At 65.3% G+C, this 22461-nt stretch carries 17 protein-coding genes; 11 read left to right on the top strand and 6 right to left on the bottom strand.

Features of this window, described 5'->3' with window-relative positions; genetic code table 11:
• Positions 1-2 precede the first annotated feature (2 nt).
• The 8 genes from ftsW (at position 3) to lpxC (ending at position 9473) form a co-directional block, all read left to right on the top strand.
• The gene (gene ftsW / locus L2Y97_RS18505) at positions 3-1223 is read left to right on the top strand and encodes a putative lipid II flippase FtsW (RefSeq protein ID WP_247429554.1); all 1221 of its coding nucleotides are present in this window, start codon (positions 3-5) and stop codon (positions 1221-1223) included.
• Positions 1220-2302, top strand: coding sequence for an undecaprenyldiphospho-muramoylpentapeptide beta-N-acetylglucosaminyltransferase (gene murG, locus L2Y97_RS18500; RefSeq protein ID WP_247429552.1), 1083 nt, complete (start codon positions 1220-1222; stop codon positions 2300-2302). The genes ftsW and murG overlap by 4 nt, the downstream gene beginning before the upstream one ends.
• Entirely contained in the window at positions 2299-3738 is a 1440-nt protein-coding gene (gene murC / locus L2Y97_RS18495; protein WP_247429550.1) for a UDP-N-acetylmuramate--L-alanine ligase, read from the top strand. The genes murG and murC overlap by 4 nt, the downstream gene beginning before the upstream one ends.
• On the top strand, positions 3738-4709 hold the full coding sequence (locus L2Y97_RS18490) for a D-alanine--D-alanine ligase (RefSeq protein WP_247429548.1): 972 nt from the start codon (positions 3738-3740) through the stop codon (positions 4707-4709). Before murC ends, L2Y97_RS18490 begins: the two co-directional genes overlap by 1 nt.
• On the top strand, positions 4709-5449 hold the full coding sequence (locus tag L2Y97_RS18485; protein ID WP_247429546.1) for a cell division protein FtsQ/DivIB: 741 nt from the start codon (positions 4709-4711) through the stop codon (positions 5447-5449). The genes L2Y97_RS18490 and L2Y97_RS18485 overlap by 1 nt, the downstream gene beginning before the upstream one ends.
• 8 nt (positions 5450-5457) lie before the next feature.
• Positions 5458-6696, top strand: a complete 1239-nt coding sequence (gene ftsA, locus L2Y97_RS18480; protein ID WP_247429544.1) for a cell division protein FtsA — start codon at positions 5458-5460, stop codon at positions 6694-6696.
• A 139-nt stretch (positions 6697-6835) separates the two neighbouring features.
• Positions 6836-8023 (top strand): cell division protein FtsZ, encoded by a 1188-nt coding sequence (gene ftsZ / locus L2Y97_RS18475; protein ID WP_247429542.1) that lies wholly within the window; start codon positions 6836-6838, stop codon positions 8021-8023.
• Positions 8024-8561: 538 nt separating this feature from the next.
• Complete coding sequence (lpxC, locus tag L2Y97_RS18470; RefSeq protein WP_247429541.1) at positions 8562-9473, top strand: UDP-3-O-acyl-N-acetylglucosamine deacetylase; 912 nt, start codon at positions 8562-8564, stop codon at positions 9471-9473.
• Positions 9474-10773: 1300 nt separating this feature from the next.
• Here the strand turns inward: lpxC and L2Y97_RS18465 are convergent.
• Positions 10774-11232, bottom strand: a complete 459-nt coding sequence (locus L2Y97_RS18465) for a DciA family protein (RefSeq protein WP_247429539.1) — start codon at positions 11230-11232, stop codon at positions 10774-10776.
• A 31-nt stretch (positions 11233-11263) separates the two neighbouring features.
• On the opposite strand from L2Y97_RS18465, the gene L2Y97_RS18460 reads away from it, so the two are divergent.
• The 3 genes from L2Y97_RS18460 (at position 11264) to L2Y97_RS18450 (ending at position 17877) form a co-directional block, all read left to right on the top strand.
• A complete protein-coding gene (locus tag L2Y97_RS18460) occupies positions 11264-12178 on the top strand; it encodes a M23 family metallopeptidase (RefSeq protein ID WP_247429537.1) in 915 nt (304 codons plus the stop codon).
• 132 nt (positions 12179-12310) lie between these two features.
• On the top strand, positions 12311-15016 hold the full coding sequence (gene secA / locus L2Y97_RS18455) for a preprotein translocase subunit SecA (protein ID WP_247429535.1): 2706 nt from the start codon (positions 12311-12313) through the stop codon (positions 15014-15016).
• 1271 nt (positions 15017-16287) lie between these two features.
• Complete coding sequence (locus tag L2Y97_RS18450) at positions 16288-17877, top strand: Fic family protein (protein ID WP_247429534.1); 1590 nt, start codon at positions 16288-16290, stop codon at positions 17875-17877.
• A 57-nt stretch (positions 17878-17934) separates the two neighbouring features.
• Here L2Y97_RS18450 and L2Y97_RS18445 read toward each other — a convergent pair whose 3' ends face one another.
• The 5 genes from L2Y97_RS18445 to L2Y97_RS18425 are packed head-to-tail and all read right to left on the bottom strand — an operon-like array spanning position 17935 to position 22433.
• A complete protein-coding gene (locus tag L2Y97_RS18445) occupies positions 17935-18786 on the bottom strand; it encodes a symmetrical bis(5'-nucleosyl)-tetraphosphatase (protein ID WP_247429532.1) in 852 nt (283 codons plus the stop codon).
• A 56-nt stretch (positions 18787-18842) separates the two neighbouring features.
• Entirely contained in the window at positions 18843-19226 is a 384-nt protein-coding gene (gene apaG / locus L2Y97_RS18440) for a Co2+/Mg2+ efflux protein ApaG (protein ID WP_247429530.1), read from the bottom strand.
• 52 nt (positions 19227-19278) lie between these two features.
• Positions 19279-20058 carry a 16S rRNA (adenine(1518)-N(6)/adenine(1519)-N(6))-dimethyltransferase RsmA gene (gene rsmA, locus L2Y97_RS18435; protein ID WP_247429528.1) on the bottom strand — a complete coding sequence of 260 codons (780 nt, stop codon included), beginning with the start codon at positions 20056-20058 and terminating at the stop codon, positions 19279-19281.
• Complete coding sequence (gene pdxA, locus L2Y97_RS18430; protein ID WP_247429526.1) at positions 20055-21050, bottom strand: 4-hydroxythreonine-4-phosphate dehydrogenase PdxA; 996 nt, start codon at positions 21048-21050, stop codon at positions 20055-20057. Before pdxA ends, rsmA begins: the two co-directional genes overlap by 4 nt.
• Positions 21051-21056: 6 nt before the next feature.
• On the bottom strand, positions 21057-22433 hold the full coding sequence (locus tag L2Y97_RS18425) for a peptidylprolyl isomerase (RefSeq protein ID WP_247429524.1): 1377 nt from the start codon (positions 22431-22433) through the stop codon (positions 21057-21059).
• Between the last annotated feature and the right edge of the window lie 28 nt (positions 22434-22461).

Genomic DNA, 22461 nt, shown 5'->3' with positions numbered 1-22461 from the left:
AGATGTTCGGCTTCGGCAACAAGCAGGCACAGCGCCGCCAGGGCCCGCGGGGGAGTTTCGACATCCCGCTGCTCGTGGCTGCGCTCGCGCTCGCGGCGATCGGCGTGGTCATGGTCACGTCGAGCTCCATTGCCGTGGCCGATGGTTCGCATGTCGGTGCCTTCTACTACCTCAAGAAGCACATTGGCTTCCTCGTGGGTGGTTGCATCCTGGCCGGCATCGCCATGCGCACCGAGCTGAAGCTGATCGAGAAGCACAGCACGCTGCTGCTCCTGCTGGGCGTCGTGGGCCTGCTGCTGGTGTTCGTGCCCGGCTTCGGCATGCGCATCAATGGCGCGCGCCGCTGGATCAACCTGTTCGTCACCAGCTTCCAGCCGGTGGAAGCCATGAAGGTGATCCTGGTCGCTTACCTGTCCAGCTACCTCGTGCGCCACCGCGAAGGCGTGGAATACGAACTGTTCGGCGTGGTGAAGCCGATCGGCGTGGCGGGCTTCATCGTGCTGTTGCTGCTGGCCCAGCCGGACTTCGGCTCGGCCGCGCTCGTGGTCGCCACCACGGTCGGCATGGTGTGGCTGGCCGGTGCGCGCATGCGCAACCTTGTGCTGCTTGCGCTGCCGCTGGTGCCGCTGCTGATCTACGCGGCGACCGCCGAGGATTACCGCATCAAGCGCCTCACCTCGTTCCTGGATCCGTGGAAGGATCCGTTCAACGACGGTTTCCAGCTGACCCAGGCCTTGATCGCCGTGGGCCGTGGCGAATGGCTGGGCGTAGGGCTGGGCTCCAGCGTACAGAAGCTGTTCTACCTGCCGGAGGCGCATACCGACTTCATCCTGGCCGTGCTCGCCGAAGAACTCGGCCTGGCAGGCATCGCCACCGTCATCGGCCTGTACGTCGTGCTGGTGGGCCGTGGCCTGTACATCGGCCTGAAAGGCGTGGAGCTTGGCCACCGCTTCTCTGGCTATGTGGCCTACGGCATCTCGCTGATGCTCGGTTTCCAGGCCATGGTCTCCATTGGCGTGAACCTGGGCGTGCTGCCGACCAAGGGACTCACCCTGCCGCTGATCAGCTCGGGCGGCTCGTCGGTGCTGATGACCTGCTGCATGGTGGGTGTGCTGCTGCGCGCCACCTTTGAAATCAACCGCGCCGAGGATGCTCGCCAGACGGCGGTGCGCAACCCGGCTGCCGCCGTGCCCACGGCCAACGCCATCGGGGGGATCGCATGAGCGGCCCCGTGCTGATCATGGCCGGTGGAACCGGCGGCCACATCTTCCCCGGCCTGGCCGTGGCCGATGAGCTGCGCGCGCAGGGCGTGCCGGTCGCGTGGCTGGGCGCCGAGGGTGGCATGGAAACCCGCGTGGTGCCGGCGCACGACATCGCGCTGCACACCGTGAAGGTGGGTGGCCTGCGTGGCAAGGGCCTGAAGACCCGCGTGCTCGCGCCGCTCATGCTGGTGCGCGCCCTGTTTGATTCGCTGGCGCTGCTGCGCAAGCTGCGCCCGCGTTGCGTGCTCTCGATGGGCGGGTATGTCGCCGGCCCCGCCGGTGTCGCCGCGCGCCTGGCCGGCATCCCGCTGGTGGTGCACGAGCAGAATGCCGTGGCTGGCTTCACCAACCGCAAGCTCGCATCGTTCGCGAAGCGCGTGCTCACCGGCTTCCCCAACGTACTGCCCGGCGCGGAGTGGGTGGGTAACCCGGTGCGCGCCTCGATCGCTGCGCTGCCGGCGCCGGCCGTGCGCTTCCACCATCGCCAGGGCGCGCCGCGCCTGCTGGTACTCGGCGGCAGCCTGGGTGCGCGTACGTTGAACACCAGCGTGCCGAAGGCGCTGGCCCTGCTGGCTGCGCACGATGTGCGCCCGGAAGTCGTCCACCAGACCGGCGAGCGCGGCTTGCAGGAAGCGGTGGATGCCTACACCGCCGCCGGTGTCGCTGCCAACGTCGTGCCGTTCATCGAAGACATGGCCGGTGCGTACGAATGGACCGACGTGGTGCTCTGCCGTGCCGGCGCGCTCACCGTGGCCGAACTGTGCGCCGCCGGCCTCGAAGCCGTGCTGGTGCCGTTCCCGCACGCCGTGGATGACCACCAGACGGCCAACGCCCGCGCCATGGTCGATATGGGCGGCGCGCGCATCATCACCGATGCCTCGCTCAACGAGGCCGAATCGCCGCGCGTGCTCGCGCAGCTGCTTGTCGATCTGTTCGCCGATCGCGAGCAGATCCTTTCCGCCGCGAACGCCTCGCGTTCGCTTGCCAAACCCGACGCTGCATCAACGATTGCCCGTCACTGCATGGAGGTTTCCGCATGACGCCCGGTCGTTTGCGCGCCCACGATGATTTCATGACCTCGTTCCGCCGCGTCCATTTCATTGGCGTGGGTGGCGTGGGCATGAGCGGTATTGCCGAAGTGCTGGCAAACCTTGGCTACAGCGTGTCCGGTTCCGACCGTGCGCCGTCGCCCACCACCGAGCGCCTGGCCAAGCTGGGCGTGGAAGTGCACATCGGCCACGAAGCCAGCAACATCGATGGCGCCGACGTGGTGGTGATCTCCAGCGCCATCCGCCAGGACAACCCGGAACTGGTCGCCGCGCGCGCGTCGCGTATCCCGACCGTGCCGCGCGCCGAGATGCTCGGCGAGCTGATGCGTTTCCGCCGTGGTATCGCCATTGCCGGTACGCACGGCAAGACCACGACCACCAGCCTCGTCGCCAGCGTGCTGGCCGAGGCCGACTACGATCCGACCTTCGTGATCGGTGGCCAGCTCAACGCCGCCGGCGCGAACGCGCGCCTGGGCACCGGCCAGTACCTGGTGGCCGAAGCCGATGAATCCGATGGCTCGTTCCTGATGCTCTCGCCGGTCATGGCCGTCGTCACCAACATCGACGCCGACCACCTCGAGAACTACAACGGCGATTTCGCCCAGGTGAAGAAGGCCTTCGGCGATTTCCTGCACCGCCTGCCGTTCTATGGCGTGGCCGTGCTGTGCATCGATGACGACGAAACGAAGAAGCTGGCCGAGGACACCTCGCGCCGCCTCATCACCTACGGTATCGACAACGCCGCCGCTGACGTGACGGCGAGCAACGTGCGCCAGGTCGGTTTCCAGATGCATTTCGACCTGCACCTGCCGGGCCTGGTCGACGCCGTGGCGGTGACGCTGAACCTGCCGGGCCGGCACAACGTGCAGAACGCGCTGGCCGCGGCGGCCGTGGGCTGGCAGCTCGGTGTCGAGCCTTCCGCCATCGCCCACGCGCTCGCGGGTTTCGAAGGCGTGGGTCGTCGCTTCCACCGCCGTGGCGAGATCGCGCTGGACCAGGGTTCCGCGTTGCTGGTGGACGATTACGGCCATCACCCGCGCGAACTCGCCGCCGTGTTCGCCGCCGCCCGTGGTGGCTGGCCGGATCGACGCCTGGTCGTGGCATTCCAGCCGCACCGCTACAGCCGCACGCGCGATCTGCTCGACGACTTCGCCAACGTCCTGGCCGAAACCGATGTGCTGGTGCTGACCGAGGTGTACCCGGCCGGTGAATCGCCGATCGCGGGCGCCGATGGCAAGGCCCTGGCCCGCGCTATCCGTGCGCGCGGCAAGACCGACCCCGTGCTGGTCGACCACCCGCGCGACCTGCGCGCCACGCTTTCCGCGCTGGCCCGCGATAACGATCTGATCCTGCTGCTCGGCGCCGGCGATATCGGTGCCGCGGCGGTCGAGCTTGGCAACAGCGGCAACCTGAGGACCTCGAAGTAATGAGCAGCACCCGTTTCCCCCGCCGAGTGACCGATGCCGCCGATTTCGGCCGCGTCGCCGTGGTCATGGGCGGCAATTCGGCCGAACGCGAGGTATCGCTGAACTCCGGCAAGGGCGTGCTCGAGGCACTGAAGGGCGCGGGCGTGGATGCCCACGCGATCGACGGCATCCCGGCGCTGCTCGATGCCGTGCGCTCGGGCCACTTCGCGCGCGTGTTCAACATCCTGCACGGCGCCGGTGGTGAAAACGGCGAGCTGCAGGGCGCGCTGCAGTCGCTGGGTATCCCGTACACCGGTTCCGGCGTGCTCGGCTCCGCGCTCTCGCTCGACAAGGTTCGCGCCAAGCAGGTGTGGATCGCGCTCGGCCTGCCCACCCCGAAGTTCAAGGCGCTGCCGCGCGGTGCCGATGTGCACGCCGCGGCGCGCGAGATCGGCTTCCCGCTGATCGTGAAGCCGGCGTGGGAAGGCTCGAGCGTGGGTGTCACGCGCGTGTTCAAGGAAGAAGACCTCGATGAGGCGGTCGCGCTCGCCCAGCGGTACCCGGGCGACATGCTGATGGAAACGCTGATCGAAGGCGACGCGAACGAAGGCGGTGAGTTCACCGTCGGCGTGGTGGGCCGCGAAGTGTTGCCCACCATCAAGATCGTGCCGGCCGGCGAGTATTACGATTACAACGCCAAGTACATCTCGGATGAAACGCAGTACCTCTGCCCGGGCCTTTCCGGTGCGGCGGAAGATGAGATGCGTACGCTCGCGCTGAAGGCGTTCGATGCCCTCGACTGTTTTGGTTGGGGCCGCGTCGATGTCATGCGCGATCGCCATGGCAAGAACTGGCTGCTCGAGGTGAACACCGCCCCGGGCATGACCTCGCATTCGCTGGTGCCGAAGGCCGCCGCCGTTGCGGGCCTGGATTACCCGGGCCTGTGCTGGCGCGTGCTGGAAACCTCCATGGAACGGGAGGCCGTGAAGTAATGAAGGGAGCCGCCGCCACGCGGATCGTCGCATGGGCTATCGCCATCACCCTGGTGGCGTTGCCTGTCGTGGGCGTGATGCAGGGCTGGTTCGCGTCGGGCCGTTGGCCGGTGACCCAGCTGAAAGTGGAGGCGGAGTTCACCCATGTGAGCGCTGAACAGATTCGCAGCGCCGCGATCCCGCACCTGGGCAAGGGCTTCTTTGCCACGGACCTGGAAAGCGTGCGCAAGGCGATCGGCGGCCTGCCGTGGGTGGAATCGGTGGAAGTGCGCAAGCGCTGGCCCGATACGTTGCTGGTGCGTATCTACGAACGCCAGCCATTCGCGCGCTGGAACGAGGATCGCCTCATCAGCCGCCAGGGCCAGGTGTTCGATGCACCGGGCGCTGACCAGATGGGCGACCTGCCGCGGCTTTCGGGCCCGGACTCGCGCCTGGCCGAAGTGGTGAGCTTCTACGCCCAGGTGCGCAAGTCGTTCGAGGGCAGGGCGGGTATGTCGGTCACCGGCGTATCGCTCACCCAGCGCGGTAGCTGGAGCGTCATCACCGATAGCGGGGCCGAGATCGTGATCGGCGACCGTGAACAGGCCGATCGCCGCCTCGCTCGCTTCCTTGATGTGTACCCGCAACTCATTGCCGGTCATCGTGGCGGTTTCGCCTACGCCGACCTGCGTTACACCAACGGATTCGCCATCCGGTGGCCGCCATCGGACAACACGGCCACACCCAAGGTCGGAACCTGAGCTAGAACATGAGAAACAAGAACGACAAACAGCTCGTCGTCGGCCTCGACATTGGCACCTCCAAGGTCGTCGCCATCGTGGGCGAATACGAGCCGGGCGAGCCGATCGAAGTGATCGGTATCGGCACCCATGTCTCGCGCGGCATGAAGCGCGGCTCGGTCGTGGATATCGAATCGACGGTGCATTCGATCCAGCGCGCGGTGGAAGAAGCCGAGCTGATGGCCGGCTGCGATATCCGCTCGGTCTACGCCTCCATTTCGGGCAGCCACCTGGAAACCCGCAACTCCCACGGCACCGCGGCGATCCGCGACCGCGAAGTGATGGCGGGCGACCTGGAGCAGGTGCTGGAAGCCGCGAGCGCGGTGGCCATCCCGGCCGACCGCAAGGTGCTTTACAAGGAATCGCAGGAATACCGCATCGATGGCCAGGATGGCATCCGCCACCCGGTGGGGATGAGCGGCGTGCGCCTGGAAGCCAGCGTGCACCTAGTGACCGGCGCGGCGAGCGCGGTGCAGAACATCTCCAAGTGCATCCAGCGCTGCGGCCTGTCGGTCGATGAACTGGTGCCGGCGGCGGTGGCCAGCGCGAAGTCGGTGCTGACCGAAGACGAACTCGAACTGGGCGTGTGCCTGGTCGATATCGGCGCGGGTACGACCGACATCGCGATCTACACGCAGGGTGCCATTCGCTACACCAAGTCGCTGCCGGTAGGCGGTGACCAGGTGACGAACGACATCGCGTATGGCGTGCACACACCTACCGCTCACGCGGAAGAGATCAAAATCAAATACGCGTGTGCGCTGGCCCAGCTCGCGCATGCCGAAGAAACGATCCAGGTGCCGAGCGTGGGCGATCGTCCGCCGCGTCGCCTGGCCCGCCAGGCCCTCGCCCAGTCGGTGCAGGCGCGCTACGAGGAAATCTTCGAGATGGTGCAGGACGAACTGCGCCGCTCGGGTTACGAGAGCCTCGTCGCGGCCGGCATCGTGCTCACGGGTGGCGCGGCGCGCATGGAAGGCGCGCTGGAACTGGCGGAAGAGATTTTCCACAAGATGGTCCGCGTCGGTGTGCCCCAGCACGTCTCCGGCCTGGGCGATGTCGTATCCAGCGAACTGCATTCCACGGGTGTTGGCCTGCTGCTGCACGGCGCGCGTGCCAGCAGTGGCGGCGCGCGGCATAGCAATTCGCCGGTAGGCAATGTGGGTAGCGTCGTCGAGAAGTTCCGTAGCTGGTTTACCAAGAACTTCTGAAGCAACACAGGATTTTCGATCGGTGCCCGATGGAAGGGGGGCGCCGGGGCAAGAGGAAGGCCCGCCACCCATGGTCGACAGGAGTTGTCGCCCACGGGACATAAACCAAAAAAACTACAAGTTCTGCGGAGGACGGGAAATGTTTGAACTGATCGAAAAACTGGCACCGAATGCGGTTATCAAGGTGATCGGCGTGGGCGGCGGTGGCGGCAATGCCGTGGCGCACATGGTGAACTCCAACATTGAAGGCGTCGAATTCGTCGTCGCCAATACCGATGCACAGGCCATGAAGACCTGCGGCGGCCGTACGCACCTGCAGCTTGGTGGCAATGTCACCAAGGGCCTGGGCGCGGGCGCCAACCCGGAAGTGGGCCGCCAGGCCGCACTGGAAGATCGTGAGCGCATCGAGGAAATGCTCGAAGGCGCCGACATGGTGTTCATCACCTGCGGCATGGGTGGCGGCACCGGCACCGGCGCTGCGCCGGTGGTGGCACAGCTGGCGAAGGAGAAGGGCATCCTCACGGTCGCCGTGGTGACCAAGCCGTTCCCGTTCGAAGGCCGCCGCCGCATGCAGGTCGCCCTGAAGGGTATCGAAGACCTTTCGCAGCACGTGGATTCGCTGATCACCGTGCCGAACGAAAAGCTGCTCTCCGTGCTGGGTCGTGAAGTCACGCTGCTGAACGCCTTCAAGGCGGCCAACGACGTGCTGCTCGGCGCGGTGCAGGGCATCGCCGACCTGATCACGGCCCCGGGCCTGATCAACGTCGACTTTGCCGACGTGCGCACGGTCATGAGCGAGATGGGCATGGCGATGATGGGTTCGGGCACCGCCCGCGGCGATGACCGCGCGCAGGCTGCCGCCGAATCCGCCATCAACAACCCGCTGCTGGAAGACGTGAACCTGGCCGGTGCCTGCGGCATCCTGGTGAACGTCACCGCCGGCCCGAACCTGACCATGCGCGAGTTCGACGAGATCGGCCGCGTGATCCACGATTTCGCTTCGGAAGACGCGACCGTGGTGATCGGCACCTCGCTCGACCCGGACATGCAGGACGACGTGCGCGTGACCGTGGTCGCCACCGGCCTGAACCGCGGCGTGGCTGCCAAGCAGCCGGTGCGCCAGCCGGTGCAGCAGCAGGTGGAAATGCGCCAGCGTCCGCGTCCGGTCGTGCTGCGTACGGGTACCGGCAACGAAGTGGTCGACTATGCCCACAGCGAGCCGGTTCCGTCGGTGCGCAGCGAGGCAGCGCCGGCCCCGGCGAAGAGCAGCGAGCCGGCGATCGATTACCTCGATATCCCGGCCTTCCTGCGTCGCCAGGCCGACTAAGCGGCACTAACGCACTGAACCAGGCACGTTAAGGAAGACGTGGGGACGACCCGGCACGATGCCGGGCCGCCCGGGTACCCCGCCGCCGTTCCCGTCCGGGCGGCGGGGTACCCCCGTGCCGCCGACGGGAGGCCGCCCACCTGGGCTGGCCCGGGAACTTATGCACGACGTACACGGTCCTGTTATCAGCCTGTTACGGGCGAGGTGGTCCGCTGTATGTGTTCGACCAGCGCTACCCACTAAGGAAGGGGGCCATGCGTGGCGTTTTATGGCTTTGCCGGGGGTACCGGCTGTGCCGCGTTTTGTAGGAGCGTGCTTGCGCGCGATTTCCTGCGGAGCGTGGAAGCCGCTTTCTTTCGGTCAACCACCCGGCTTTCCAGCCGTTTGGTCTCTGTCCAGATGAGAACGGATCTCAGCTGTTTCTGAAGGCTTGGTGAAAGCAATGCTGAACTGTACCAATCGGTTTATTTATTCCGAGGTTAAGACTGTGTTAGCATCTTCAATACACCTGGCTGCTGCCACCAAGGTTTGACCCATCATGATCAAGCAGCGCACCCTTAAGAACGTCATTCGCGCCACCGGCGTCGGCCTCCACACGGGCGACAAGGTGTACATGACGCTCCGCCCCGCCGCCCCTAATACGGGCATCGTGTTCCGCCGTACCGATCTCAACCCGCCGGTTGAGCTGAAGTCGCGTCCGGAAAACGTGGGCGATACCCGTCTTTCCACCACGCTTATCAATGGCGATGTCCGCGTGTCCACGGTCGAGCACCTGCTCTCGGCGATGGCGGGGCTCGGTATTGATAATGCGTACGTCGACCTGTCGGCTCCCGAAGTGCCCATCATGGATGGCAGCGCCGGCCCGTTCGTGTTCCTGATCCAGTCCGCTGGTATCGAGGAGCAGGAGGCCCCGAAGCGCTTTATCCGGATCAAGAAGCCGGTGGTGGTTCGCGACGGCGACAAGTGGGCGAAGCTCGAGCCGTTCGACGGCTTCAAGGTGGGCTTCTCGGTCGAGTTCGATCACCCGCTCTTTAATAAGCGTAATTCGCAGGCCGAGATGGATTTCTCGACCACGTCGTTCGTCAAGGAAGTCAGCCGCGCCCGCACCTTCGGTTTCATGCGTGATATCGAGGCCCTGCGCGAGCGCAACCTGACCCTGGGCGGTTCGATGGATAACGCGGTGGTGCTGGATGACTACCGGGTGCTGAACGAAGATGGCCTGCGTTACGACAATGAGTTCGTGAAGCACAAGATCCTCGACGCGATCGGCGATATCTACATGCTCGGCCACAGCCTGATCGGTGCGTACAGCGCGCACAAGTCGGGTCATGAGCTGAACAACAAGCTGCTCCGCCAGCTGATGGCAGACGCCACGGCATGGGAAGAGGTGAGCTTCAAGGATCCGGCCAAGGCCCCGATCAGCTACGCCCACCCGGCGCAGGCTGTCTAAGCCACCCGGTTACCTGATACGAAACGAAAAGGCCGCGAGCGATCGCGGCCTTTTCTTTGTCTGGCGCTCACGATACGGCTCGCCTTCGGCCTCGCGGGGCTCGGCTTCGCCATCGCGTCCTACACTTGAGCGTTGAGTCAGCGAGCCTCCGGCGCCCACCCTCGCGTCGATGCCGCGGCTGCGCCGCCGTGTCTTTGATTCGCGCACAAGGTGCGCTCCTACAACCGCGGCTCCGTCAGTCGGCAATGGCCCAGTACGATCAAAGGCTGGCCTACGGCCGCGAACCGGGTGCCGAGAGGGGCTTTTCGACGAGACATCCGTGTCTCGTCAAAAAGGAACGGCCATCCATGGCCGTCCCCCCTGCGGGGCTGTTCCCTCCCGTCCCCCTCGCCTCCGAAACTCGCCTCGAGGGTGGGCGCCGAAGACTCGTTTGATCACTGAGGTGAATTGGCAGGAGAGCGAGGGTGTGGCGCGATGCCTTGCCCGGCCAGCCACCACGCAACGCCCTGTAGGAGCCCACCCTGTGGGCGACATCTTTTAGCGAGCACGCCACAGGCCCTGCTGCGGTGAGGCGAAAGCTGTCGCGCGCAAGGCGCGCTCCTACAGAAAGAAGGTCATCGCATGGCCTCAGATTGACGTGCGCACCCGTGTGGCCTGAAAAGCCGCGCACAGCGTGAACGTATGCCGAGACAAGGTGTGTCGTGCCACCACGCCAGGCGTACCGGCTCGTCCATCAACCCACCTCATGGGTCAAAAGAGCCCTCGGTGCCCACCCTCGAGGCGAGTTTCGTAGGCGAGGTCGACGGGAGGGAATAGCCCGCAGGGGGACGGCCATGGATGGCCGTTCCTTTTTGACGAGACACGGATGTCTCGTCGAAAAGCCCCTCACGGCGGCCGGTTCGCGGCCGTAGGCCAACCTTTGATAGTACTTGCCCATCGCGGGCTGACGGAGCGGCGGTTGTAGGAGCGCACCTTGTGCGCGAATCGAAGACACGGCGGCGCAGCCGCAGCTTCGACGCGAGGGTGGGCACCGAGGGCTCTCCGCCTCAAGGCTCAAGTGTAGAACGCGATGGCGAAGCCGAGCACCCGCGAGGCCGAAGGCGAGCCCTCTCGAACCCCACCTAAGTACCTCTACGTAACGTCTTAACCGGCAATGCCCGCAGCACAGGTGACCGCCGTCACGATAGTGAACTTTACGTGCACTTTAGGTGTTCCTTACCCTCATGCGTGCTATAAAGTCCGCCCACCACGGTTCCGGTGGTGCTTACGCAATCGGCAAGGGCCACGCGTAAGTAGCGGATTACTCAGGCTTATCGGCCACGGAGGCCAAATCAAGGAAGAGATCCCGCAACGTGGGATCGGAAAGTGACGCCGCGGCAGCCCGCAGATGACGGGCCGCGCCGGCGGAAAGCGGTTTAAGCGGGTCAGGCCCTGGTGGCTCGACCGGCAGGGGGGCCACTTTCACGGCAACCGAGTAGGCCTTGGCGCCCATGGCGTTAGCGGCTTCAAGGATCTGCGCCTGGTACAGGCGCACCCGCGAAGCCCAGGCAGACGAGGGCGCAAGGAAGACGAGCCGGCCATTGCGAAGGTCCGCAAAGCGGACGTGGTCTCGCAACGGCGCAGGAAGCGTCGAGCGCAGCTGGCGGTCCAGCGTGTCGAGCTCGCGAGCCCTATGGGCAAGCTTGGCGACAGGCCCGACATCCGCGATGGATTTCAGTCCACGCGTACGAGGGCGAGAGTGCTGGGACGGCGGTGGCATAGACCGACTGAACTTATTCGATGAAGAACGTATGCAGATCATACTCGTACCACGCGGCCATAAAGGCCCCAAAACGCTAGACCTGGCCTGCCGGCGCATGCGCTGCAAGGTCGCGGTCATGGCGGTGGCCGGTGCCATCGGCATCGCCGGGGTAGGCGCCGCGCTCGCGCTGGCCATTACCGGCCCGCGCCACCCCGTCGCCGCGGCGGCCACCGATGCCGACGCCCGCGTCGCAAAGATCAAGGCCGATGCGCAGCGCGACATCGATGCCCTCGCCGTGAAGCTCGGCCAGCTCCAGGCCCAGTCGGTGCGCCTCAACGCCCTCGGCGAGCGGCTCACCCAGGTCGGCAAGCTCGACGATGGCGAGTTCAACTTCGACGAAGATCCCGGCCAGGGTGGCCCCGAGCTCACCACCGGCAAGGACGAAGGCGCCATGGCGCCCGCCGCGCTCAACCAGGGCATTGACGACCTGGCCGGCCAGTTCGATGTGCAGCAGGCCCAGCTCCAGGCCCTGAACGACCTGCTGCTCGATCGCAAGATCGAATCCAGCCTGCGCCCCACCGGTATGCCGGTGAACGGTTACATCTCCTCCTTCTTCGGTGGCCGCCCCGATCCGTTCAGCGGCCACAGCGCGCGCCACACCGGGATCGATATCGCCGCCCCCAAGGGCACCCCGGTCACCGCCGTGGCCGAGGGCATGGTCACCTTTGCCGGCCAGCGCAACGGCTATGGCGATGTGATCGAGATCGACCACGGCAACGGCTACATGACCCGTTACGCCCACAACAGCAAGCTCGTGGCCACCGTGGGCCAGCGGGTCCACGTGGGCGATGTGATCGCCCAGGCCGGCTCCACCGGCCGCTCCACGGGATCCCACGTCCATTTCGAGGTCTGGTACCACGACCGCGTGGTGAATCCGCTGGCGTTCGTTCGCAGCCACCGCTGAGACAGCCTTGAACGGCGGCAACCCGCCGCCATTAAAAGGCAAGTTGAGGGGCGCCCGTAGTATGATCGTCCCTTCGTGCCGGTCGGGTTTACCCGCGCGGCAGTCCCCTTTTGCTTCAGATCCGGATGATCGATGTTCAATCGTGCCCTGACGAGTATTTTCGGCAGCCGTAACGACCGCGTGCTGCGCGACCTTTCCAAGACGGTCAAGCGCATCAACGCCCTCGAGCCGGAGTTCGAAAAGCTTTCCGACGATGCCCTGCGCGCCAAGACGGACGAGTTCCGCCAGCGCATTGCCGCCGGTGAATCCCTGGACAAGCTGCTGCCCGAGGCCTTCGCGGTGACCCGCGAGGGTGCCAAGCGCGTGCTCGGCATGCGCCACTACGATGTGCAGATGATCGGCGGCATGGTGCTGCACAGCGGCCGTATCGCCGAAATGCGCACGGGCGAGGGCAAGACCCTGGTCGGTACGCTGCCGGTGTACCTGAACGCGCTGGAAGGCAAGGGCACCCACGTCGTCACCGTGAACGACTACCTGGCGCGCCGTGACTCGGCGCAGATGGGCAAGCTCTACAACTTCCTGGGCCTGACCGTGGGCGTGGTGTACCCGGGCATGGACCACGCCGACAAGCGTGGCGCCTACGCCGCCGATATCACCTACGGCACCAACAACGAGTTCGGCTTCGATTACCTGCGCGACAACATGGCGCTCAGCCGCGACCAGCGCTACCAGCGCGGCCTGCACTACGCCATCGTCGACGAGGTGGATTCGATCCTCATCGACGAAGCCCGTACCCCGCTGATCATCTCCGGCCCGGCCGAAGATTCCCCGCAGCTGTACATCGCGGTGAACAAGGTGGTGCCGCACCTCACGCGCCAGGAAACCGAAGAAGCCGCCGGCGATTACTACGTCGACGAGAAGCAGAAGCAGGTGCACATGTCCGAAGAGGGCATGGAGCACGCCGAGCAGCTGCTGCGCCAGGCGGGCGTGATCGATCCGGATACCGGCCTGTACGATTCGAAGAACCTGGCCGTCGTCCACCACATGAACGCGGCGCTGCGCGCCAACGCCATCTACCAGCGCGATGTGGATTACATCGTGCGCGATGGCGAAGTCATCATCGTGGATGAGTTCACCGGCCGTACGCTGGCGGGCCGCCGCTGGTCCGATGGCCTGCACCAGGCGGTGGAAGCGAAGGAAGGCGTGCCCATCCAGCGCGAAAACCAGACCATGGCAACGGTGACGTTCCAGAATCTGTTCCGCATGTACAAGAAGCTGGCCGGCATGACCGGTACGGCCGATACCGAAGCCTACGAATTCCAGTCGGTGTATGGCCTGGAAGTGGTGGTCATCCCCACCCACAAGCCGATGGTCCGCAAGGACAACCCGGATATGGTGTTCCTCGGCCCGGATGCGAAGTTCAAGGCGGTCATCGCCGACATCAAGGAATGCTTCGAGAAGGGCCAGCCGGTGCTCGTGGGTACCGCGTCCATCGATGTGTCCGAGCTGGTGTCGGGCCTGTTGAAGAAGGAACGCATCCCGCACGAAGTGCTCAACGCCAAGCAGCATGAGCGCGAAGCGCACATCGTTGCCCAGGCGGGCGCGCCGTCGGCTGTCACCATCGCCACCAACATGGCCGGCCGCGGTACGGATATCGTGCTGGGCGGCAGCCTGGAGGCGGCACTGACCGCGCTGCCGGCCGAAGCAACCGATGCCGATCGCGAAAAGCTCCGCACCGAGTGGAAGAAGCGCCACGAACAGGTGCTCGCTGCTGGCGGCCTGCACATTATCGGTACCGAGCGCCATGAATCGCGCCGTATCGATAACCAGCTGCGTGGCCGTTCGGGCCGCCAGGGTGATCCGGGCTCGTCCCGTTTCTACCTGTCGCTGCAGGATAGCCTCATGCGCATCTTCGGCGGCGAGCGTATCGGCCGCTGGATGCAGATGTTCGGCATGAAGGAAGACGAGGCGCTGGAAGATCGCCTGATCACGCGCCAGATCGAGAAGGTGCAGCGCAAGGTCGAACAGCACAACTTCGATATCCGCAAGAACCTGCTCGATTTCGATGACGTCGCCAACGACCAGCGCAAGGTGATCTACGCGCAGCGCGATGAACTGCTCGATGCGGAAGATATTTCCGACATGGTGGGCGATATCCGCGCCGACGTGATCGAGGGCCTGGTGCGCCGCTTCGTGCCGGCCGACAGCATCGATGACCAGTGGGATATCGCTGGCCTCGACCGCGAGCTGGCGAGCGAGCTGAACCTGCGCCTGGATGTGGCCCACTGGCTGGAAGGCCAGAAGGACGCCGACGCCGAGGCCATCTTCGAGCACGTGCGCACCGCCGTGGACCAGATGTTCGTCGAGAAGGAAGCCCAGGTCGGCGCCGAGACCATGCGTTCGCTGGAGAAGCACGTGATGCTCTCCGTGGTCGATAACGCCTGGAAGGAGCACCTGGCGAGCATGGATTACCTGCGCCAGGGCATCTACCTGCGCGGTTACGCGCAGAAGCAGCCGAAGCAGGAGTTCAAGCGCGAGTCGTTCGAGCTGTTCTCGGAGATGCTTGATCGCATCAAGACGGAAGTGGTGCAGATGCTTGCCCGCATCCGCATCCGCAGCGAAGAAGAAGTGGCGGCGATGGAAGCGGAGCAGCAGCGCGCGGCGGAAGCCCAGCGCCTGCAGTTCCAGCACGCTGATGCGCAGGCACTGGGTAACAACGCGGTGGCTGAGCAGGCGGTGCCGACGACGGTGGCGGAAGGCCCCAAGGTCGGCCGCAACGATCCATGCCCCTGCGGCTCGGGCAAGAAGTACAAGCACTGCCACGGTCAGCTGACCTGATAAAAACCCGGCGAAAGCCGGGTTTTTTTATGTCTGCCCGATAAGGCTCGCCTTCGGCCTCGCGGGGGCTCGGCTTACGCCATCGCGTTTTACACCTGAGCCTTGGGGCGAAGAGCCCTCGGTGCCCACCCTCGCGTCGATGCCGCGGCGGCGCCGCCGTGTCTTCGATTCGCGCACAAGGTGCGCTCCTACAACCGCCGCTCCGTCAGCCCGCGATGGGCAAGTACTATCAAAGGTTGGCCTACGGCCGCGAACCGGCCGCCGTGAGGGGCTTTTCGACGAGACATCCGTGTCTCGTCAAAAAGGAACGGCCATCCATGGCCGTCCCTCTGCGGGCTATTCCCTCCCGTCGGCCTCGCCTCCGAAACTCGCCTCGAGGGCGGGCACCGAGGGCTCTTTTGACCCATGAGGTGGGTTGATGGGCGAGCCGGTACGCCTGGCGTGGTGGTACGACACGCCTTGTCTCGGCATGCGTTCACGCGGTGCGCCGTTCGGTGCGCCGTTCGTTGCGCCAAGCCGGTGCGCCTGTCAACCAGAGGCCATGCGGTGACCCGCTCTGTGTAGGAGCGCGCCCTGCGCGCGACAGCTTTCGCCTTACCGCAGCAGGGCCTGTGGCGTGCTCGCGAAAAGATGTCGCCCACAGGGTGGGCTCCTACAGGGCGTTGCGTGGCGCTTGGCGGGGGCATGCATCGCGCCACGCCCCAGCTCTCCTGCCAATTCACCTCAGTGACCAAACGAGTCTTCGGCGCCCACCCTCGAGGCGAGTTTCGGAGGCGAGGGGGACGGGAAGGAACAGCCCCGCAGGGGGGACGGCCATGGATGGCCGTTCCTTTTTGACGAGACACGGATGTCTCGTCGAAAAGCCCCTCACGGCACCCGGTTCGCGGCCGAAGGCCAGCCTTTGATCGTACTGGGCCATTGCCGACTGACGGAGCCGCGGTTGTAGGAGCGCACCTTGTGCGCGAATCAAAGACACGGCGGCGCAGCCGCGGCATCGATGCGAGGGTGGGCGGCGAAGGCTCGCTGACTCGAGGTTCAAGTGTGGAACGCGATGGCGAAGCCGAGCCCCGCGAGGCCGAAGGCGAGCCGTATCCTGAGCACCAGGACTAAGAAATCTGCTTTCGCCGGGTTTTGCGTGGATCGGCGGGGACAGGGTTCACGTAGAAAAAAAGTTGATCAAAAGCCCGTTTTGTAAAGAAAAAGCAGGCGGCGTAGGAAAAAAGCGACTGGATGGCGGCTTTTGACGACTTTTGACCGCTTGACGTTTCTGGGTGTGTAAAGAAAAATCGCCGAAATGTCGATTTTGTAAAGAAATCACAGCCAGAGACAAAAAAATGTCGGTCGGGTACGCATTTCTTAAAGAAAAGTTGGGGCTGTCGGCGTTCGATCCTTCCCGACCCGCTCTTATCAAGCCTACGACCCGCCTTGAGCGAAACGTGGACCATCTGGCGGTGCCGGCGCGGATTGCTCCGAAATCCGACCACCCCGTCGACCACCTGCTTTTCGCCCTCAAGCATGAAGACATGGAGCTGGCCTTGCTCATGGAGGCCATGCGCAAGGTCTCCGGGAACGATGTGCTGGCCGAAGTTACCCGCACGCCCTCGGGTCAGTACACGCGCCAGCTCGGCTTCTTCTGGGAAGAGGCGCATGGGCGGCGGCTTGAAGGAGCGCCCGTAGCTACCGGTGCCGTCGTCGATATTTTCGACCCGAAGCGCTACGTGACGGTGCCGGGCGCCGCGTCCATGCCCTTTTGGCGGGTCCGCTGGAACGGACTTGGGACGACGCGCTGGTGTGCCACCGTTTCGCGTACGCCACTGATCGAGCGCGCGATGGCATCCGACTTGCCTGGGCGCGTGCGCGCGTACGCAGAGGGCCTGACCGGGGCCGTCAGGGAGCGAGCGCTGAGCTTCGCCTACCTCAGTGAGACCCGCTCAAGCTTTGCCATCGAAAACGAAGTGCCCAGCGAACAACGGCAAGCGGCGTTCGTCGCGCTGCTACACGCTGCCCACAAGGAGAACCCGCTCACCGAGGCGTACCTCACCGACCTGCAGCAGGCCACCATTTCGAACGTGCTGGACCGGGCCCTGGGGTTTCGGATTGAGCAGAACTACCTGGCGAACTCACTTCCAGGCGCGGCAGGCGTCACTTACGTTCCGCCACCGCCCGGCGCGGTCGGCGACCTGATGGCCGAGATGATGTCCTTCGCGAACGCGATGCCTGCCGCGATCGATCCGATCATCGCGGGAGCCATCAGCGCGTTCGGCTTCGTTTTCATCCATCCTTTCATGGACGGAAACGGAAGGCTCAGCCGCTTTCTTATCCATCACGCCTTGTGCCAGTCAGGCGCACTGAACAGCGGGCTGATCCTTCCCATATCCGTTGCCATGAAGAAGCACGAAAACGAATACCTTGATGCACTCAAGGCGTTCTCCGTGCCTGCGCGTGAGCGTTGGAACGTGACCTGGCTGGATGGCGACGACTTTGAATTCGAGTACCTGGGCAGCGATGGCCTGGAGTTGTATCGCTATTGGGACGCGACGCGCGCGGTAGAGTTTACTTACCAGATGGCTGAGCAAGCCCTGGCCGTCGAGTTGCGCACCAACGTCGAATACCTTGAGCGCTACGACTTTGTCAGCCGCAAGGTCAATGAGCTTGTCGATATCCGCGGTAGCGACCTGGCCGTGCTCATCCGCGGTGCCCTTGAGCAGCAAGGTGCGGTGTCGAAGCGGCGACGCGAGCAATTCGGTAGCCGCGTCGAAACCAAAGCCTTTGACCTGATCGAAGATTTTGCGAAGCAGGCGCTGGCACGAGATCCGGAAGCGTTGGCGGATGAGCCCGGAGACGACATGCCAGAAGGCTGACGGACTCACGCGCTGCTAGCCCAGCGCGCTTCTGCGAGCGCCGCCGGGCATGCACGTTCAGTCGCCGCCGCCCTTCGGCTTCTGCCTGTGCGGCTCGGCCTGCACGGTGATGTACTGCGGTTCTTCGCTATCCAGCCGCATGGCCGTGAGCTGGCCGCCCCACACGCAACCGGTATCGATTGCGTACACGCCCAGGCCCGCGAAGCGGCCCAGTGCGGACCAGTGCCCGCAGACGATCTTCGTCTCGCGCTTGCGCATGCCTGGTACTTCAAACCACGGGTACATCCCCGGTTTCTGAGTACCCGGCCGATCCTTGCCTTCGAAATCGATGCGGCCATTCACATCGCAGTAGCGCATGCGCGTAAGCGTATTGATCGTGGCGCGGTGCCGCTCCACACCCTGCAGGCGGTTGTTCCATGCCGCCGGGCGGTTGCCGAACAGGTTCTTCAGCAGGCGCTGGTGGCGCGGGCCGCCAAGCTCGCGTTCCACTTCCAGTGCGGCGCGCTGGGCCTGGCGCAGGGTCCAGATGGGCGCCATGCCGGCGTGGATCATGGTCCAGCCAAGGGTCTCGTCGTGGTGCAGCAGCTTCTGCATGCGCAACCACTCGAGCAGCACGGGTGCATCCTCGGCGAACAGCACTTCGCGCAGCTCGGGGTTCACCCGCTGCTGGGCGTCCTCACGGCGCTGGCCGATCGCCAGCAGTGACAGATCGTGGTTGCCGAGCGTGATGATGCTCCGCTCGCGCAGCGAGTGGATAAGGCGCAGCGTAGCGAGCGACTCGCCGCCGCGGTTCACCAGGTCGCCGCAGAACCAGAGCTGGTCGGCGGCGGGATCGAAGCGGATCTTCTCGAGCAGGCGCTGGAGTTCGGGGTAGCAACCTTGCACGTCGCCGATCGCGTAGACGGCCATCAGGTTGCTCGCTTCATGTCGCCCCACCGGGCATTGGCGCTATCCATGCGTAATTCCTAGTGCAGCGTGCGGGGGATGGAGAGGACGAACGCGGGGATCGGCGCATCGAAGTGCGTGCCATCGTCGGCGACCATGCGGTAACTGCCGGCCATGGTACCGACGGCGGTTTCAAGTACGGCACCCGAGGTGTACTCGTAGGTATCGCCCGGGCGCATCCACGGCTGCTCGCCGACCACGCCATCGCCGCGTACTTCTTCCACCTTGCCGTTCGCATCGGTGATGACCCAGTGCCGCGCGAGCAGCTGCGCGCCGGTCACGCCGGCGTTGCGCAGCGTGATCGTGTAGGCGAACACGTAGCGGTTATCACCGGGTTGCGACTGGTCGGGAACGAAGCGGGTTTCGACCTCCACGTCGATCGTGTGGGGAATTTTCGAGTTCATGCAGGGATTGTGTGGGACGCGGAGGGGGTGGGCAAGTATGCCCGCATCTTGTTCAGGTCGCGTTCGCGAGCTTCACGAAATCCCCCGGTGCGAGCGTCTCCGCGCGGGCCTTCGGGTCAATCCCCAGTTCGCGAATGGTGGCCTCGTCGACCAGGCCCTTCAGCGTGTTGGACAGTGTCTTACGCCGCATGGCGAAGGCGGCCTTCACGACGGCATGGATTTTCGCCGGATCGCCCTTCGGCAACTGCTCGGGCGGCAAGGGGACCATGCGCACGACGGCCGAATCGACCTTCGGTGGCGGCCGGAAGGCGCCGGGCGGCACCGTAAACAGCGGCGTCACCTTGCAGGCGAGCTGCAACATGACACTCAGGCGCCCGTAAACCTTGCTGCCGGGTTCCGCGGCCATGCGGTCCACCACTTCCTTCTGCAGCATGAAGTGCATGTCCTGGATGGCGGCCGCGTGTTCCACGCAGTGGAACAGGATGGGGCTGGAGATGTAGTAGGGCAGGTTGCCGGCGATGCGCAGGCGCTCCGCACCCAGTTCCTTCGCCAGCGCGCTGAAATCCACCTTCAGCACATCCGAATGCACGATGCGCAGGTCGCCGATCGGCGCGGCGCGTTCCTGCAGGCCCGGGATCAGGTCGGTATCGAGCTCGATGGCGGTCAGCTTCTTCGCCACGGCCAGCAGTGGCAGGGTCATGGCGCCCTCTCCGGGGCCGATCTCTACGACGGTATCGCCGTCCTTGGGCGAAATCGACGACACGATGCGCTCGATATAGCGCTTATCGTGGAGGAAATGCTGGCCGAAGCTCTTTTTGGGGCGTGCGTTCATACGGTGGCCCGCGGGCGGGCAAGCTCGATAGCGAGGCGCGTGGCGGCGAACAGGCTGGCCGGATCGGCCCGGCCGCTGCCGGCCAGGTCGAGCGCCGTGCCGTGATCGACGGACGTGCGGATGAAGGGGAGGCCGAGCGTGACATTGACGGTGCGGTCGAACGCTTCGCTCTTGAGCACCGGCAGGGCCTGGTCGTGGTACATGGCCAGCACCACGTCGTAGCGCGGCCGCATGGCCGGCACGAAGGCGGTATCGGCGGGCAGGGGCCCAATAAGGTCCATGCCATCGGCGCGCAGGCGCTCCAGCAACGGGATGATCGTATCGAGCTCTTCGCGGCCCATGTGCCCACCTTCGCCTGCGTGCGGGTTCAGGCCCAGCACCGCAATGCGCGGGTGGGCGATGCCGAAACGGCTGCGCAGCGCGCCATGCACGATGCCCAGGGTGCGTTCCAGCAGTGCAGGGGTGATGGCGGCGGGGACCGCCGACAGGGGCAGGTGGGTCGTCGCCAGCGTCACCCGGAGTTCCGGGCTGGCCAACATCATCACCACCTCGGCGCCGGCACGCTCGGCGAAGAACTCGGTGTGTCCGCTGAAGGGGACGCCTGCCTCGTTGATGCTGGCTTTCTGCACGGGGCCGGTCACGACGGCATCGAAGGTGCCATCCAGGCAGCCATCAGCCGCGATGCCGAGCATGTGGAGCACGTGTTGGGCATTCGCGGGATCGGGGGCGCCGAAACGCACCGGTGCGCCCAGCGGCACATGGCGGATGCGTACGTGGCCGGCCGGCCGGTGGGTGATGCCCAGGCCGTCGTCATCGGCGATATGCAGCGTAACGCCGCACGCTTGCGCGGCCTGCCTGAGCAGGTCGCGGTCGGTGATGGCGATGATATCGGCGGCCAGGTCGCTGGCCGCCAGGCGCGCAACGAGTTCGGGACCGACCCCGGCAGGCTCACCGGCGGTAACGGCGAGCCGCGGCAGGGTCGTCGCGTTCATGCGGCTTTATTTCGGCTGGAGGGCCGAAGCCTGCTTGTCGTCCGGGTCGCGCAGTTCCGGCACGCGGATGTCGACGAACGAGGACGAGCGCATTTCACGCAGGTAGCTCTCGTAAGCCTCGTCAGCCTTGCGGTTGCCGATGGCCTGGCGGGCCTGGTTGCGCTGCGATTCGTCGGTGACGTCGCTCTGGCGGGTGCCGAGCAGCTGCATGACGATCCAGCCGGCATCGGTCTGGAACGGCTTGGAGACCTCGTTGTCCTTCAGGCCATCGAGCTGGCTGGAGATGGCCTGGCCCCATGCGTCCTTCTGGAACCAGCCCATGTCGCCGCCGGCATTGGCAGTGGTGGTGTCCTTGGAGTCATCCTTCGCCAGCTTGGCGAAGTCTTCCTTCTTGTCGGTCACCTTGGTGTAGATCTCTTCCGCCTTCTTCTCCGCCTGTTCCGGCGTGACGATTTCGGACGGTTTGATGAGGATCTGGCGAGCGTGGTACTCGGTGACCACCTGGCGGCCCGGCTGGCGCGTTTCCACCAGCTTCAGGATGTGGAAGCCGGTGGGGCCGCGCAGCGCCGCGGTGGATTCGCCCGGCTTGAGCGAGCCCACGGCATCGGCGAACGCCGGCGGCACTTCGTCCAGGCGGCGCCAGCCCAGGTCGCCGCCATCGAGGGCGTCGGGGGCGTCGGAGTACTGGATGGCGACCGCGTTGAAATCCTTGCCGGCCTTGATGTCGGCAATGGCCTTCTCGGCCTTGGCCTGGGCCGCCGCGATATCGCTGGCGCCGCCTTCGGCCGGGGTGCTGATCTGGATGTGGGCCAGGTGCACTTCACCCGCCTTGTAGGTGGGGCTGGCCAGCAGGTTGTTCACTTCGGCATCGGTCACCGTGACCTGGTCGCGCACGACGCTCTCGTGCAGCTTCTGGGTCAGCAGCTGGTCGGAGATCTGCTGGCGGAAGCCCTGCCAGCTCATGCCGTCCTGGGTGACCGCCTGCTGCAGCTGTTCGGCGGACATCTTGTTCTGCTGGGCCACGTTGCCCACGGCCTGGTCGATATCCTGGTCGGTGACGTGGATATTCTGGTCGTTGGCGCGCGAGACCTGGAGCTTCATCAGGATGAGGCGATCGAGCACCTGGCGGGCGAGCACATCCGGCGGGGGCAGCTGGCCCGGGTTGGCCGCGTACTGCTTCTGGATGGCGGCGATGGCCGCATTCAGCTCGCTCTGGAGAATGATGTCGTCTTCCACCACCGCCACGATGCGGTCGAGCGAACCGTTGCCCATGGCGGCGCCACCGGCGGCCGGCTGGGCCTGCGGCATGAGCTGCGCGTGGGCGGTGGGCACCACTGCCAGGATGGCGGCGGCGAGCATGGAATAAGCGAGGATCTGCTTCATCGAATAGGGAGCCCGGGGCACCTGCCCC

Origin of the sequence: Luteibacter aegosomatissinici (genome assembly GCF_023078495.1) — a bacterium.
GTDB lineage: Bacteria > Pseudomonadota > Gammaproteobacteria > Xanthomonadales > Rhodanobacteraceae > Luteibacter > Luteibacter aegosomatissinici.
Note: the sequence above shows the minus strand (reverse complement) of the source record. Positions and strands in the feature narration are given on the sequence as shown.

Bases quoted from the DNA above. Each gene is read 5' to 3' on its own strand.
- ftsW (WP_247429554.1), top strand. From the start codon at position 3: ATGTTCGGCTTCGGCAACAAGCAGGCACAGCGCCGCCAGGGCCCGCGG.
- murG (WP_247429552.1), top strand. From the start codon at position 1,220: ATGAGCGGCCCCGTGCTGATCATGGCCGGTGGAACCGGCGGCCACATC.
- murC (WP_247429550.1), top strand. From the start codon at position 2,299: ATGACGCCCGGTCGTTTGCGCGCCCACGATGATTTCATGACCTCGTTC.
- L2Y97_RS18490 (WP_247429548.1), top strand. From the start codon at position 3,738: ATGAGCAGCACCCGTTTCCCCCGCCGAGTGACCGATGCCGCCGATTTC.
- L2Y97_RS18485 (WP_247429546.1), top strand. From the start codon at position 4,709: ATGAAGGGAGCCGCCGCCACGCGGATCGTCGCATGGGCTATCGCCATC.
- ftsA (WP_247429544.1), top strand. From the start codon at position 5,458: ATGAGAAACAAGAACGACAAACAGCTCGTCGTCGGCCTCGACATTGGC.
- ftsZ (WP_247429542.1), top strand. From the start codon at position 6,836: ATGTTTGAACTGATCGAAAAACTGGCACCGAATGCGGTTATCAAGGTG.
- lpxC (WP_247429541.1), top strand. From the start codon at position 8,562: ATGATCAAGCAGCGCACCCTTAAGAACGTCATTCGCGCCACCGGCGTC.
- L2Y97_RS18465 (WP_247429539.1), bottom strand. From the start codon at position 11,232: ATGCCACCGCCGTCCCAGCACTCTCGCCCTCGTACGCGTGGACTGAAA.
- L2Y97_RS18460 (WP_247429537.1), top strand. From the start codon at position 11,264: ATGCAGATCATACTCGTACCACGCGGCCATAAAGGCCCCAAAACGCTA.
- secA (WP_247429535.1), top strand. From the start codon at position 12,311: ATGTTCAATCGTGCCCTGACGAGTATTTTCGGCAGCCGTAACGACCGC.
- L2Y97_RS18445 (WP_247429532.1), bottom strand. From the start codon at position 18,786: ATGGCCGTCTACGCGATCGGCGACGTGCAAGGTTGCTACCCCGAACTC.
- apaG (WP_247429530.1), bottom strand. From the start codon at position 19,226: ATGAACTCGAAAATTCCCCACACGATCGACGTGGAGGTCGAAACCCGC.
- rsmA (WP_247429528.1), bottom strand. From the start codon at position 20,058: ATGAACGCACGCCCCAAAAAGAGCTTCGGCCAGCATTTCCTCCACGAT.
- pdxA (WP_247429526.1), bottom strand. From the start codon at position 21,050: ATGAACGCGACGACCCTGCCGCGGCTCGCCGTTACCGCCGGTGAGCCT.
- L2Y97_RS18425 (WP_247429524.1), bottom strand. From the start codon at position 22,433: ATGAAGCAGATCCTCGCTTATTCCATGCTCGCCGCCGCCATCCTGGCA.